Below are 15,461 nucleotides of genomic sequence, written 5' to 3'. Positions count from 1 at the left end.
GAAAACATGGAAAAACAAACCGTCGCCGTCTTGGGGCCTGGTTCTTGGGGAACTGCCCTTTCACAAGTCTTAAATGATAATGGACACGAGGTACGTATTTGGGGAAACATTCCCGAACAAATCAATGAAATTAATACCAATCATACTAACAAACACTACTTTAAAGATGTCGTTCTAGATGAAAATATCATTGCCTACACCGACTTAGCAGAAGCATTGAAAGATGTAGATGCGATTTTGTTTGTTGTCCCAACAAAAGTGACACGACTTGTTGCCCAACAAGTTGCAAAAACCTTAGACCATAAGGCTATCATCATGCACGCATCAAAGGGATTAGAACCCGATAGTCATAAACGATTATCAACCATCCTTGAAGAAGAAATTCCTGAACATCTCCGCAGTGATATCGTCGTTGTCTCAGGGCCTAGCCATGCAGAAGAGACCATTGTACGTGACCTGACTTTAATCACTGCTGCTTCTAAAGATTTACAAACAGCTCAATACGTTCAAGAACTCTTTAGTAATCACTACTTCCGACTTTATACCAATACGGATGTTATCGGGGTCGAAACCGCTGGTGCTCTTAAAAACATTATCGCTGTCGGTGCTGGAGCCTTACATGGTTTAGGATTTGGTGACAATGCTAAGGCAGCCATCATCGCTCGAGGCCTGGCAGAAATCACCCGCCTAGGGGTAGCACTCGGGGCTAATCCATTGACCTATAGCGGCTTATCTGGTGTGGGAGATTTGATCGTAACAGGAACCTCCATCCACTCTCGTAACTGGAGAGCTGGAGATGCCCTTGGTCGTGGAGAATCCCTAGCTGATATAGAGGCTAATATGGGCATGGTAATTGAAGGAATTTCAACGACTCGAGCAGCCTATGAACTAGCGCAAGAACTTGGAGTCTATATGCCGATTACACAGGCCATTTACCAAGTCATTTACAACGGAACCAATATCAAAGATGCCATTTATGACATCATGAACAATGAATTTAAAGCAGAAAATGAGTGGTCTTAACCCTCTAAAGAAAGGATTCTTATGTCATCAAAAGTTAGAAAAGCAGTCATCCCTGCCGCTGGACTCGGAACTCGATTTTTACCAGCAACTAAGGCACTTGCCAAAGAAATGTTGCCAATTGTAGACAAACCAACTATCCAGTTTATCGTGGAAGAGGCTCTCAAATCAGGTATTGAAGATATTCTAGTTGTCACTGGTAAATCAAAACGTTCTATTGAGGACCACTTTGACTCAAACTTTGAGCTTGAATACAATCTTAAGGAAAAAGGCAAAACGGATTTGTTAAAATTGGTAGATGAAGCAACTGGTATGCGCCTCCATTTCATTCGCCAAACTCACCCTCGTGGTCTTGGAGACGCTGTCCTACAAGCCAAAGCTTTTGTAGGGAATGAGCCCTTCGTTGTTATGCTGGGTGATGACCTTATGGACATCACAAATGAGAATGCCGTTCCTTTGACAAAACAACTGATGAATGATTACGAAAAGACACACGCATCAACCATTGCTGTCATGCCTGTACCACACGAAGACGTTTCATCATACGGGGTTATCGCTCCTCAGGGTGAAGGAAGTAATGGACTCTATAGCGTTGAAACTTTCGTAGAAAAACCAGCTCCCGAAGATGCACCAAGTGATTTGGCAATCATCGGTCGCTATCTACTCACACCTGAGATTTTTGATATCTTAGAAAATCAAACTCCTGGTGCTGGAAATGAAATCCAACTTACTGATGCTATTGATACGCTCAATAAAACACAGCGTGTTTTTGCCCGTGAATTTACAGGAGCTCGTTACGACGTTGGGGATAAGTTTGGATTTATGAAAACATCTATTGACTACGCCCTCAAGCACCCACAAGTCAAAGATGCCTTGAAAAATTACCTCATCCAACTTGGAAAAGAATTGGCTGAGAAGGAATAACAAAATCATTTATATAAAAAAGAACTAGGATGCTTAATTATCCTAGTTCTTCTTTATATATCAAGATTAGCCACACATAAATTAAGTAAATTCTCTACTTGAATCTACCTGTTTCATAAAAACTAATGAAAACGCTATACTTGTATTTGTTTTTTCATTAAAATAAGAGTAGAATAAATTAGTATAGTAAAACAAAAAAGCACCGAATCGGTGCGCACTTTTTCAAGTTGTGTACGGACAAAGCCTTATTTTAACTTTGCTGTGTTGTTTCGAATAGTTCCAACACTTGTATTGTATATTATTCTTTTAAAATTAGCAAGAGAAATGTAAATAAAATGGAATAATATTTTATATTAGAAATTCATCTGAAAGTATTGTATTATCATTTACTAACAAAAAACTTAATAAAAGGAGAACACTAAATGAGCAACAAATCCTACTCTATCGGACTCGATATCGGAACTAACAGCGTCGGATGGGCCGTCATTACGGATGACTATAAGGTACCATCAAAAAAGATGAAAGTTCTGGGCAATACTGATAAATACTTTATTAAGAAAAATCTAATTGGAGCTTTATTATTTGATGAAGGGACTACTGCTGAAGATAGACGTCTAAAACGAACAGCACGCCGTCGCTATACTCGTCGAAAAAATCGTCTTCGCTATCTTCAAGAAATCTTTTCTGAAGAAATGAGCAAGGTGGATAGTAGTTTCTTCCATCGATTAGATGACTCCTTCTTAGTTCCTGAGGATAAAAGAGGAAGTAAATATCCTATTTTTGCTACCTCGGCAGAAGAAAAAGAATATCACAAGAAATTTCCAACTATATATCATTTGAGAAAACAGCTGGCAGACTCAAAAGAAAAAACTGACTTACGCTTGATCTATCTAGCATTAGCGCATATGATTAAATACCGCGGACATTTTTTGTATGAAGAATCTTTCGATATTAAAAACAATGATATCCAAAAAATCTTTAGCGAGTTTATAAGCATTTACGACAACACCTTTGAAGGAAGTTCACTTAGTGGACAAAATGCACAAGTAGAAGCAATTTTTACTGATAAAATTAGTAAATCTGCTAAGAGAGAACGCATTCTAAAACACTTTGACTTGGAAGAAAAAGCTCCACTACAATTCTCTAAAGATACCTATGATGAGGATTTGGAAAACTTACTCGGACAAATTGGAGATGACTTTGCAGACCTTTTCCTAGTGGCTAAAAAACTCTATGATGCCATTCTTCTCTCAGGAATCTTAACTGTCACAGATCCTTCAACCAAGGCTCCACTATCAGCATCTATGATTGAGCGCTATGAAAACCACCAAAAAGACTTAGCGTCTTTAAAACAATTCATCCAAAACAATATTCAAGAAAAATATGATGAATTTTTCTCTGACCAATCTAAAGATGGGTATGCTGGGTATATAGATGGCAAAACCACTCAAGAAGCATTTTACAAATACATCAAAAATCTTCTTTCTAAATTTGAAGGAGTAGATTATTTCCTTGATAAAATCGAACGTGAAGATTTCTTGAGAAAACAACGCTCCTTTGATAACGGTTCTATTCCTCATCAAATTCATCTTCAAGAAATGAATGCCATTATCCGTCGGCAAGGAGAACATTATCCATTTCTGCAAGAAAATAAAGAAAAGATTGAGAAAATCTTGACTTTCCGTATTCCTTACTACGTTGGCCCATTGGCTCGTGGCAATGGTGATTTTGCTTGGCTTACTCGAAACTCTGACCAAGCAATCCGACCTTGGAATTTTGAAGAAATTGTTGACCAAACAAGCTCTGCAGAAGACTTCATCAATAAGATGACTAACTATGACTTGTATCTGCCAGAGGAAAAAGTTTTGCCCAAGCATAGTCTCTTGTATGAAACATTTGCTGTCTACAATGAATTAACAAAAGTAAAATTTATTGCAGAGGGATTGAGAGACTATCAATTCCTTGATAGTGGGCAAAAGAAGCAAATTGTCAATCAATTATTCAAAGAGAAAAGAAAAGTAACTGAAAAAGACATCATTCAGTACCTACACAATGTTGATGGCTACGATGGAATCGAACTAAAAGGAATTGAAAAACAATTTAACGCTAGTCTTTCTACTTATCATGATTTACTCAAAATAATCAAGGATAAAGCGTTTATGGATGATCCTAAGAATGAAGAGATTCTTGAAAATATCGTCCACACACTAACTATCTTTGAAGATCGTGAGATGATCAAGCAACGCCTTGCTCAATATGACTCTCTCTTTGATAAAAAAGGGATCAAGGCACTGACTCGTCGACATTATACTGGTTGGGGAAAACTCTCTGCTAAGCTAATCAACGGTATCTGTGATAAAAAAACTGGTAAAACAATTCTTGACTACTTGATTGATGACGGCTACAGCAATCGTAATTTTATGCAGTTAATCAATGATGACGGATTTTCATTCAAAGACATTATTCAAAAAGCACAAGTGGTTGATAAGACAAACGATGTGAAACAAGTTGTCCAAGAGCTTCCAGGAAGCCCTGCTATTAAAAAGGGAATTTTACAAAGTATCAAGCTTGTCGATGAGCTTGTCAAAGTTATGGGCCACACTCCCGAGTCCATTGTGATTGAGATGGCCCGAGAAAATCAGACAACTGCCAGAGGGAAAAAGAATTCCCAACAAAGATATAAACGCATTGAAGATGCACTAAAAAATCTAGCTCCTGGGCTTGACTCAAATATATTAAAAGAACATCCAACAGATAATATTCAACTGCAAAACGACCGTCTCTTCCTTTACTATCTCCAAAATGGGAAGGATATGTACACTGGGGAACCTCTTAACATCAACCAACTAAGTAGCTATGACATTGACCACATCGTCCCACAGGCTTTTATAAAAGATGATTCTCTAGACAACCGTGTCTTGACTAGTTCAAAGGATAATCGTGGTAAATCTGATAATGTTCCAAGTTTAGAGGTTGTTCAAAAAAGAAAAGCTTTTTGGCAACAATTACTGGATTCCAAATTGATTTCAGAACGTAAATTTAATAATTTAACCAAGGCTGAACGTGGTGGGCTAGATGAGCGAGATAAAGTTGGCTTTATCAGACGCCAACTAGTTGAAACACGGCAAATCTCAAAACATGTTGCTCAGATTTTGGATGCCCGTTTTAATACAGAAGTGACTGAGAAGGATAAGAAGAACCGTAAGGTCAAAATTATCACTTTGAAATCCAATCTAGTTTCCAACTTCCGTAAAGAATTTAAGTTATATAAGGTGCGGGAAATCAATGACTACCACCATGCACATGATGCCTATTTAAATGCAGTAGTGGCTAAGGCTATCCTTAAGAAATATCCTAAACTAGAGCCTGAATTCGTCTATGGTGACTATCAAAAGTACGATCTTAAGCGCTACATCTCAAGATCCAAAGATCCTAAAGATGTTGAAAAAGCAACTGAAAAGTATTTCTTCTACTCAAACTTGTTGAACTTCTTTAAAGAAGAGGTGCATTACGCAGACGGAACCATCGTAAAAAGAGAGAATATCGAATACTCCAATGATACTGGAGAAATCGCTTGGAATAAAGAAAAAGATTTCGCTACAATCAAAAAAGTTCTTTCACTTCCGCAGGTGAATATTGTGAAGAAGACAGAGATTCAAACACATGGTCTAGATAGAGGTAAACCTAGAGGATTGTTCAATTCTAATCCATCTCCTAAACCTTCAGAAGATAGTAAAGAAAATCTTGTCCCAATTAAACAAGGGCTTGACCCACGAAAATACGGTGGTTACGCTGGTATTTCTAACTCATACGCAGTCTTAGTTAAAGCTATTATTGAAAAAGGAGCGAAAAAACAACAAAAGACTGTTCTTGAATTTCAAGGTATCTCTATTTTAGATAAAATAAATTTTGAAAAGAACAAAGAAAACTATCTTCTTGAAAAAGGATACATAAAAATTCTATCAACCATTACTTTACCTAAATATAGTTTGTTTGAGTTTCCTGATGGTACAAGAAGAAGACTGGCAAGTATTCTATCGACAAACAATAAACGAGGAGAAATTCATAAAGGTAATGAATTGGTCATCCCCGAAAAGTATACGACTCTTTTGTATCATGCTAAGAATATTAATAAAACACTTGAACCAGAGCACTTAGAGTATGTTGAGAAACATCGAAATGATTTTGCTAAACTTTTAGAATCTGTACTTGACTTTAACGATAAGTATGTAGGCGCATTAAAAAATGGAGAAAGAATCAGACAAGCATTTATTGATTGGGAAACAGTTGATATCGAAAAGTTATGTTTCAGTTTCATTGGTCCAAGAAATAGTAAAAATGCTGGTTTATTCGAGTTAACTTCACAAGGAAGTGCTTCTGACTTCGAGTTCTTGGGAGTAAAAATTCCACGATACAGAGACTATACACCTTCTTCACTCCTCAACGCCACCCTCATCCACCAATCCATCACTGGTCTCTACGAGACTCGGATTGACTTAAGTAAACTAGGAGAAGACTAATGGGATGGAGAACTGTTATAGTCAATACGCACTCTAAACTCTCCTACAAGAATAACCACTTGATTTTTAAAGATGCCTCTCGGACAGAGTTAATTCACCTGTCCGAGGTGGACATCCTGCTTTTGGAGACGACAGATATTGTTCTCTCCACTATGCTAATCAAACGCTTGGTGGATGAAAACATTCTGGTCATCTTTTGTGATGATAAACGCTTACCAACGGCATACTTAATGCCTTACTATGGTCGTCATGATTCCAGTTTGCAACTCTCTCGTCAAATTGCTTGGAATGAAGATGTAAAGGCGGAAATATGGACAACCATCATTGCACAAAAAATTCTCAATCAAGCTTTTTATCTGGGGAGTTGTGGTTTTCTGGAAAAGAGCCAGTCAGTCATCGATCTCTATCATGGGTTGGATTTGTTTGATCCTAGTAACCGTGAGGGACACGCAGCTCGTATTTATTTCAACACCTTGTTTGGAAATGATTTTAGTCGTGAGCAAGATAGTGATGTTAATGCTGCCTTGGACTATGGCTACACCTTGATTTTGAGTATGTTTGCGCGTGAGATTGTTTTGTCTGGCTGCATAACTCAGTTTGGATTGAAACATGCCAATCAGTTCAATCAATTCAACCTAGCCAGTGATATTATGGAGCCTTTCCGTCCGATTATTGACAGAATTGTCTATGAAAATCGAAATAGTTCTTTTGTCAAAATCAAGCGAGAACTTTTTACTATTTTCTCAGACACCTTCCACTACAATGATAAAGATATGTACCTGTCCAATATCATCAGTGACTATACTAAGAAAGTCATCCAAGCTCTCAATCAACCCGAGAAAGGAGTTCCTGAGTTTAGGATATGAGTTATCGATATATGCGTATGATTTTAATGTTTGATATGCCAGTTGATACCATAGAGGAACGCAAGGCCTATCGGAAATTTCGGAAGTTCCTCATAGATGAGGGATTTATCATGCACCAATTCTCCATCTATAGCAAGCTCTTGCTCAACAACTCTGCTAATAACGCCATGATTGAGCGACTCAAGACTCATAACCCTAAAAAAGGGAACATTACGCTCTTAACCGTTACAGAAAAGCAGTTTTCTCGCATGATTTACTTAAATGGCGAGCGAAATACCAGCGTAGCAAACTCCGATGCACGCTTGGTCTTTCTAGGAGAGGAGCCTAGAGATGAAGATTAATTTCCCACTATTGGATGAACCATTAGCTATTGAAAATGCAACTTTTTTAGTGTTGGAAGACCAGTTTACCTTTTCAACTATCGTCAAGCAATTCTACCAGTACACTGATGATGGAGAGTTGAAGTTGTTTGATAGAAATCTAAAAGCTCTGAAAGAATCCGAGTTACTAGTGATAACGGATGTCTTAGGATACAATCTCAACTCACCTGCCATGCTCAAGCTGATACATGCTGACCTTGAAAATCAACTCAATGACAAACCAGAAGTCAAATCCATGATTGAAAAGTTGGTAGCCACGATTACAGAATTATTGGCATTTGAGTGTTTAGAAAATGAACTAGACCTAGAATACGATGAAATCACCATTCTAGAGTTAATCGATGCGCTAGGAGTCAAAGTTGAAACTCTGAGTGACACACCTTTTGAAAAGATGCTAGAAATTGTCCAGGTTTTTAAATATCTTTCTAAAAAGAAACTCCTTGTTTTCATCAATGCATCCGCCTATCTATCAAAGGATGAGTTAGTAAATTTAATAGAGTATATCCAACTCAATCAACTGTCCGTCTTGTTTGTTGAGCCTCGGAAAATCTATGATTTTCCCCAGTATGTATTGGATCAAGACTATTTCTTGAACCCTGAAAATATGGTATAATAAGAGTGATAATTGGAACCTGACGAGCTGAAGTCTAGCTGGGACGAATGGCGCGATTACGAAATTTCGTGAGAAAAATTTTTCTACGAGGTTTTAGAGCTGTGTTGTTTCGAATGGTTCCAAAACTCAACTGCGATCTCCTGGAGTTCTAGCTCAGTTTTAGAGCTGTGTTGTTTCGAATGGTTCCAAAACACATTAAAAGCTACTCATTTTTTAAGTAGCTTTTTTCTTATTCAAGTTTACATATTAGTCATTACAATCCCATTCCCCTGTAGAAAAGCAAAACTGCGAGTCCTACGAACAAGACTAACGCTACCAGTCTTTGACTAGCGCTATACATCCGTCTTTCTCCTCTAACTGGAAAGATAACTGCTAGAAATGCGCCACCAACTGCACCTCCGATATGACCTGCTAGACTGATTCCTGGAATCAGAACACTTCCAATAATGTTAACCACAAAAAGTGTCAGATAGGATTGCCCCAACTGCTGGATATAAGGATTACGCGTTGCATAGCGAAGAACAATAATTGCAGCAAATAGCCCATAGAGAGAAGTCGAGGCTCCTGCTGCTAAGGATTTGGGACTAAATACAAAAACAAAGAGATTGCCCATCATTCCAGATAAGAGATAGAGAAAGAAAAACTTCTTGGATCCGAAAATTTCCTCTACTTGCCTACCAAGGTAATAAAGCGAAAGCATATTAACAATGAAATGCTCCCACCCAATATGAACAAAAATAGCAGAGAAGAGACGCCAAATCTGCTCAGGAAAGAGACGAATGACAGGCCCATACATGGCTCCAAATCGAAATAGGGTATCTGCCCTGTAAAAGTTTCCTCCTGTGGTCACCAACATTAGTATAAATACCAAGGCCGTCACTAAGAGGAAGAAACTCGTCACAGGGTAACGCCTATCAAAGATTTCTTTCATCAATCAGTACCTCCTGAACAGGAATATCATGATTTTCAGGGCTAAAGTCCTGAATTTGACAAGGATATATCGTACTCAAAGTATGACCAGTAATATGTTTCAGATAGTGATCATAATAACCTCCACCGTATCCAATCCGATATCCTTCCGTCGTAAAAGCCAAGCCAGGAACATGAATCAAATCAATCTGAGATGCAGCCACCACTTCCAAATCTCCCTGTGGTTCCAGTAAGCCAAAAGAAGTTTTGGCTAGTTGTTGCGGATTATAGACTACAAAGTCCATGCGCCCCTTGGGATAAGTTTTGGGTATCAGAACCTTCTTGCCGTCCCTCAGCGCCTGGTCAATCAGTTCCTGAGTTTGAAACTCATGAGGAAAAGAGAGGTAGCTTGCGATGACCTTGGCTTCTTGGTAAAAGGGGTGTTGTAAAAGTCGCTCAGTTAAAGCTTGGTCTATAAACTGTTTTTGCTCTCGAGGGATAGCCTTCATTTCGTGCAAGACTTGCTTGCGTAATTCCGATTTCATAGACAAGCCCTCTACTCTACTGCCTTCTTTTTCAGGAAACTAGAGACCGCATCTACCCCAATGGCTAAGGCTTCTTCCTTAGGACTCATCTGAGGGTGATGAAGGGCGTAGGGACTATCTATACCAAGCCAGAACATAACGCCATCAACTTTTGAAAGGAGATAACCAAAGTCTTCACCTGTCATAGCAGGCTCGATATCAATCAACTCGATTCCGTCTTTCTCTTCAAAGAAGTTCATCAGTTCACGCGCCAAGGCTGGATTGTTCTCAACAGGTAGGTATCCACCTTGTTTGAGTTCCACTTCGACTTCCATATCAAAGGCAGCTGCAACCCCTTCTGCAACTGTTTTGACCCTCTTTTGAACCAAGAGACTCATGTCCTGAGTCAAGGCCCGAATGGTTCCATGCAAAAAGGCTGTGTCTGTGATAACATTGTTGGTTGTTCCAGCATGAAAAACGCCAAAGGTCACCACTGCTCCCTCGATTGGGTTAACATTGCGGCTGACAACTGACTGCACCTGGGTAACAAAGTAACTAGCCGCCACCAAGGCGTCATTAGCTTCATGTGGAAAGGCTGCGTGGCCACCTTTGCCTTTGAAACGGATCTTCACCTCGCAAGTTCCTGCAAAGAGTGTATGAGTATTAGTCGCAATCTGGCCGACTTTCAAATCTGGTCTCACATGGAGTCCATAAAACTGGTCTGGCAACCAGTCTCCAAAAGCGCCATCCTCATACATGAGCATGCCACCAGCTTCATTTTCTTCAGCAGGCTGAAACAGAAAGAGCAGATTGTTCTTTGGTTGCTCCTCAAGGGCTCGCTCAAGACAGCCCAAAGCAATAGTCATGTGGAAATCATGGCCACAGGCGTGCATACGACCTTGGTGCTGGGAAGCGAAAGGAAGGCCTGTTTGTTCGACGATAGGCAGGCCATCAATATCTGTTCGCCAACCAATGGTCCGCTCTGGCTGACTTCCCTGCAAATAAACCAAAATACCTGTCCGCCAAGTACGAACTTGAACAAATTCCTTACCTTCAATCAATTTCTCAATTACATCCAGCAAATAAGCCTGAGTCTCGAACTCCTCCAAGCCAATCTCTGGAATCTGGTGCAAATCTCGTCTAGTCTGAATCAAATCTAACATCTATCTATCCTCCGATATAGCAGAAAGAGGCTGGAAGAAGGGTTCCGCCTCTTTATTACTTTTACAATTATAAGGTACGAAGCGCATCCTCTAGCGCTGTTTTTTGTTGGGTTTGGGCATCAATCTCTTTGATAATACGAGCTGGAACACCTGCCACCACCACGTTTTCTGGAACATCTTGGGTAACAATAGCTCCTGCTGCGACAACTGAACCACTACCGATTTGGACTCCTTCGATAACCACTGCATTAGCGCCGATAAGAACATTATCTCCAACACGGACTGGTTCTGCGCTAGCTGGCTCAATCACACCTGCAAGAACGGCACCTGCACCAACGTGACTGTTTTTTCCAACAATAGCACGGCCACCAAGGATAGCCCCCATGTCAATCATGGTTCCTGCACCGATTTCAGCACCGATATTGATAACGGCTCCCATCATGATAACAGCATTGTCACCAATTTCAACCTGATCACGGATAATAGCACCTGGCTCGATACGAGCGTTGATAGCACGTTTGTCTAGCAAGGGAACTGCTGAATTACGAGCATCTTGCTCAACAACATAGTCTTGATTTTCTACCAAACCATCGAGAAGCGGAGCCACGTCCTTCCAATCTCCGAATAGGACATTCCCTAGTTTGACAACAGAGCTTGGTACAGCAGTTGCGAGTTCTCCCTCAAAGGTTACCTTAACACTGGTTTTCTTTTCAGCATTGGCGATAAATTGGATAATTTCTTGAGCGTTCATTTTTGTGGCAGTCATAGGCGCCTCCTAGTTCATTTTAATGATACCTATTCTACCAAAAAAGGCCTCAAATTTGAAGCCTTTTTGTTTGTTTTTAGGTATGATTTTTAGGGATGTGAGATAAAACGTGCTGTCGGTAAAAGCAAGCCCCTACCGATACAACCTAAAAACACTCTTCACAACTATCTCCCCGTGTTTTATTGACTATTCTAGTATAGCACACTTTTAGAATTAAGAAAAGACTTTTTATTTACTTTCTTTCGCTTCTTCTATCGATAGGAAAATCATGGGTAAAATAATCAGGGCCATAGCTAGAAGAAGGGACCAATCCACTACCAATCCTAAGAACAAAACACTCAAGAGAGCAGAAGAGAGAGGTTCACTGGCACTGATAACGGAAACCACCAAGGGAGAAACCAAGGAAACAGCCTTCATGGAAATAAAAAAGGCAAAAGCCGTTCCAAAGAAAGCGATAATGAGACAAATCAAGATACTCCAAATATCAGGAGCAAAGGAAAGCTGATAAACCGGCGAGAGGACATTGCTAAATAAACCTGCCAAAATCATCCCCCACCCAACCGTGGGTACAAAACCATAGCGCTTCGCAAAAGGCTGGGGCAAGATAACATTAAACATGACCCCCATGGCACTCAGCAAACCTGTTATAAGGGCTAGCGGAGTCATAGATAACTGAGAGAGATCTCCCTTTGTCGCCATCAAGCACACGCCCAGCATGGCAATCAAAACATAGAAAATAGCACTTTTTGACGCTCGTTTTTGATAAACCAAGCGATTGTAAAAGAGGATAAAAACAGGACTGATAAACTGTAAAATAGTTGCTGTCGCTGCATTTGAGTATTCTACACAGAGATAGAAAAAATACTGAACTGAAAAAATCCCCAAAATAGCATAGGCTAAAAAGGGCAGGTAATTTTTCTTATCTCGCCAAATATCTAACACTTGCGATTTTAATTGCATTGCAGACCAAATGAGCACAAGACTCCCTGCCAGTGTCAAACGCATAGAGGTAATCCAGCCAGAGGACACTTGATAATGAGTAAAGAAATATTCTCCTAAAATTCCACAGATTCCCCATATCAAGCCGGATAGAAGCGAATAAATGGTTCCTTTAATAATCTTTTTCTGATACTGATTCATACCTTTATTGTAACACGAAAGGGAAAAAGAAAAAAGTGGCAATCAATTGATTAGCCACTTCATTTAGCACAGTTCATAGAACTTATCGTCTCGTCCTTGAAGAAGAAGGTCGTGTAGCACTTGAGTTACTACTGTCGCTAGAGCTACTACTTGAACTGCTGGAGCTTGATGGAGTTGGTAGACTCCCCACGATGCTAGACCAAGCATTCTGATAATCCGCATCACTTCCACCAATAGCAAAGCGATAACTGGTCGTTGGCGCTCCTGCCTTATTAGCCCAATAGCTGGTAACAGTCGAACCTGTGACCTCTACCTCTTTTCCTTCAACAGAAACCTTCCCTGGTTTTTGACCTGTTGATTTCAAGACTTCGGATTTTACGACACTAGGATCTAAAGCGAAGCGCTCGTTCCCCCAAATGCTTGGGGAGGCTTGCTGAATCGCATTTACCAGATGAGCCATGTAATTAGAGTTATTAGAATAACCTGCTCTACGTGACAATGAATGATTATCATCATGCCCAATCCAGCCACCTAGGGTTAATCTAGGTGTCGAAAGCATGAGCCACATATTTTCATCTTCATTGGTTGTACCAGTCTTCCCAATCCAATCTGCATTAGCCAGAGTAGGATTTAAAGAAGTCAGATTCGTCTTGAAGGTTGTTGTCACACGAGAGGACAGAACTTCTCGCAACAAGCCCTGCATAATTGTCGCAGTAGCTTTTGAATAGACTTGAACCGGTTTATCCTGATACTCATACACCACTCTACCATCTGCTGCTTCAATTTTAGAAATTACATGTTTTTTATGATATAGACCATTATTTGCTAGGGTCTGATAGCCATTAGTATGCTGGGCAACTGTGACTTCAATACCACCCCCCATTGGCAGGCTCTCAATACCGTACTCAGGAATCTCGTAACCCATCTTTTCCATATAACCCTTGACATCAACACCCTTTTCACGAAGCATGCGATAGGTCCAATAAGCCGGGATATTCCATGAATAGTTCAGAGCTTCTCCCAAGGTCATCATTCCTGTCCCTTTGCTATTAGCATACATAATCGGATTGCCATTAGCAAAGTTTGTTGGATAGTTAGATAGAATCGTTTCGCTTCCCATCAAGCCCTGGTCAATAGCAATACCGTAGGCCAGCAAAGGTTTGGTAGTAGAAGCTGGCGAACGTTTAGTATCAAAGGCATGATTATTTTGATTTTCTTGATAATTGCGACCACCTACAAAGCCTAGAATAGCACCTGTTTGGTTGTCCATAAGCACATTCCCTACTTCTACACGACCTGTTCCATCGTCTAAAAGATAGCCATAGTCAGCAACTGCATTTTGCATAGCAGAATGAATTTTCTGGTCTATGGTAGTAGTAATTTTATAACCACCATTTTCAATTTCCTTGGCTGCCAAATCGCGATAAAACTTCTGAGTTGCCTCATTTTTCAACTCCTTAGCGGAGACATTGTCTCTCTGAGCTAGATAATCATACATACGTTCCTGAGTTTCTGCCAAGGCTGTAAAGTATAAATAGCCTCGTGACACACCTGTGACTGTAGCTGAAGGGAGAAAGTCCTGTTTAAGATTGTAATCCTTATATTGAGAATACTCGTCTTTGCTTAAGGCACCTGTACGATACATACTGTAAAGAACTGCCTTAGCCCGTCTCAAGCCTATTTCTAAGTCTTCATCACTCTTCAACTCTCCAGTATTTTCATAAGGAGAATAGGTAATGGGACTCTGTGGAAGTCCTGCTAAAAATGCTGCTTGAGGAACAGTCAACTGACTTGCATCTACACCGAAAATCCCCTCAGCTGCCTGCTGAGCTCCTGCAATATTCTGCCCCTTATTATTTCGGCCAAAGGGAGCCACATTGAGATATGTCGTTAAAATCTCATCCTTATTCATGGCACGTTCCAAGGCAAGAGCATCCACAATCTCTGTCGCCTTACGAGCCAAGGTCGGTGCATCCCCAACCACCTGCTGTTTAATCAGTTGCTGGGTCAAGGTTGACCCCCCGCTAGAGGAACCCAAACCTACAAATTTCCCCAAGGTCGCACGAATCACCGCCTTGGGCACTACACCCTTATGTTCTTTAAAGTGTTCGTCTTCCGTCGCAATGATAGCCTTCTTCAGATTTTCCGAAATTTGCTCAGATGAGATAGAAGTGCGCAACAAATCACTCTCTATGGAAGCAATTACCGTCCCATCCGCATAGGTAATCTCTGAAATCGAAGAAATATCTTTGACCTGATGTACCAATTCTTCTGTCTGAGGCACCCGTACCTTGTCAAACAATGCCACCCCGTACCCCAAAGCAATCCCAGCTCCCAACATTCCTCCTAGAAAACCGAGCACAAAGAGTAAGTTAAATAGGGCTTTTATACTCAGTAAAATAGCTGGAAAAATGGCTGGCTTCTCTAAGGATTTAGATTTTTGGGCACTTGAACCTTTCTTGCCAGGTCTAGCTGATTTTTTATTTTTTTGTTTTTGCTGGAAAAATTCCAGCATTTTTCGTTTTAATTCATTTAATTGATTTTGCATGGATTTCCTCACTCTATCTATTATACCACAAAAGGGAAACTTTCAATAAAATAGCCACTTTCTTCCCTATTCTGCTAGGCTATTGCCC

At 40.2% G+C, this 15,461-nt stretch carries 12 protein-coding genes; 6 read left to right on the top strand and 6 right to left on the bottom strand.

Annotated features, from left to right (window positions below; all coding sequences use genetic code 11):
- Nucleotides 1-6 precede the first annotated feature (6 nt).
- The 6 genes from CYK18_RS07000 to csn2 all read left to right on the top strand — a co-directional run bounded on the left by CYK18_RS07000 (nt 7) and on the right by csn2 (nt 8,323).
- Nucleotides 7-1,023 carry an NAD(P)H-dependent glycerol-3-phosphate dehydrogenase gene (locus tag CYK18_RS07000; RefSeq protein ID WP_101782301.1) on the top strand — a complete coding sequence of 339 codons (1,017 nt, stop codon included), beginning with the start codon at nt 7-9 and terminating at the stop codon, nt 1,021-1,023.
- A gap of 21 nt (nt 1,024-1,044) precedes the next feature.
- The gene (galU, locus tag CYK18_RS06995) at nt 1,045-1,944 is read left to right on the top strand and encodes a UTP--glucose-1-phosphate uridylyltransferase GalU (RefSeq protein ID WP_101782300.1); all 900 of its coding nucleotides are present in this window, start codon (nt 1,045-1,047) and stop codon (nt 1,942-1,944) included.
- Nucleotides 1,945-2,366: 422 nt separating this feature from the next.
- Nucleotides 2,367-6,464, top strand: coding sequence for a type II CRISPR RNA-guided endonuclease Cas9 (gene cas9, locus CYK18_RS06990; protein WP_101785820.1), 4,098 nt, complete (start codon nt 2,367-2,369; stop codon nt 6,462-6,464).
- Nucleotides 6,464-7,330 carry a type II CRISPR-associated endonuclease Cas1 gene (cas1, locus tag CYK18_RS06985; protein ID WP_101782298.1) on the top strand — a complete coding sequence of 289 codons (867 nt, stop codon included), beginning with the start codon at nt 6,464-6,466 and terminating at the stop codon, nt 7,328-7,330. Before cas9 ends, cas1 begins: the two co-directional genes overlap by 1 nt.
- Nucleotides 7,327-7,671 (top strand): CRISPR-associated endonuclease Cas2, encoded by a 345-nt coding sequence (gene cas2 / locus CYK18_RS06980; RefSeq protein ID WP_070837522.1) that lies wholly within the window; start codon nt 7,327-7,329, stop codon nt 7,669-7,671. The genes cas1 and cas2 overlap by 4 nt, the downstream gene beginning before the upstream one ends.
- Nucleotides 7,661-8,323, top strand: coding sequence for a type II-A CRISPR-associated protein Csn2 (gene csn2, locus CYK18_RS06975; RefSeq protein ID WP_101782297.1), 663 nt, complete (start codon nt 7,661-7,663; stop codon nt 8,321-8,323). The genes cas2 and csn2 overlap by 11 nt, the downstream gene beginning before the upstream one ends.
- A 253-nt stretch (nt 8,324-8,576) precedes the next feature.
- Here csn2 and CYK18_RS06970 read toward each other — a convergent pair whose 3' ends face one another.
- The 6 genes from CYK18_RS06970 to pbp1b form a co-directional block, all read right to left on the bottom strand.
- Nucleotides 8,577-9,254: a rhomboid family intramembrane serine protease gene (locus CYK18_RS06970; protein ID WP_101782296.1), complete on the bottom strand. Its 678-nt coding sequence runs from the start codon at nt 9,252-9,254 to the stop codon at nt 8,577-8,579.
- On the bottom strand, nt 9,238-9,777 hold the full coding sequence (locus CYK18_RS06965) for a 5-formyltetrahydrofolate cyclo-ligase (protein WP_101782295.1): 540 nt from the start codon (nt 9,775-9,777) through the stop codon (nt 9,238-9,240). Before CYK18_RS06965 ends, CYK18_RS06970 begins: the two co-directional genes overlap by 17 nt.
- A gap of 11 nt (nt 9,778-9,788) precedes the next feature.
- Entirely contained in the window at nt 9,789-10,919 is a 1,131-nt protein-coding gene (locus CYK18_RS06960; protein ID WP_101782294.1) for an N-acetyldiaminopimelate deacetylase, read from the bottom strand.
- Nucleotides 10,920-10,986: 67 nt separating this feature from the next.
- On the bottom strand, nt 10,987-11,685 hold the full coding sequence (dapD, locus tag CYK18_RS06955; RefSeq protein ID WP_000127443.1) for a 2,3,4,5-tetrahydropyridine-2,6-dicarboxylate N-acetyltransferase: 699 nt from the start codon (nt 11,683-11,685) through the stop codon (nt 10,987-10,989).
- A gap of 228 nt (nt 11,686-11,913) precedes the next feature.
- On the bottom strand, nt 11,914-12,825 hold the full coding sequence (locus CYK18_RS06950; RefSeq protein ID WP_101782293.1) for a DMT family transporter: 912 nt from the start codon (nt 12,823-12,825) through the stop codon (nt 11,914-11,916).
- Nucleotides 12,826-12,907: 82 nt separating this feature from the next.
- Nucleotides 12,908-15,373 carry a penicillin-binding protein PBP1B gene (gene pbp1b, locus CYK18_RS06945; RefSeq protein ID WP_101785818.1) on the bottom strand — a complete coding sequence of 822 codons (2,466 nt, stop codon included), beginning with the start codon at nt 15,371-15,373 and terminating at the stop codon, nt 12,908-12,910.
- Nucleotides 15,374-15,461 lie beyond the last annotated feature (88 nt).

It is taken from the genome of Streptococcus mitis (assembly GCF_002860865.1).
GTDB lineage: Bacteria > Bacillota > Bacilli > Lactobacillales > Streptococcaceae > Streptococcus > Streptococcus mitis_AT.
The sequence above is the reverse complement of the archived record's forward strand: the minus strand, read 5'-3'. Positions and strand labels throughout refer to the sequence as shown.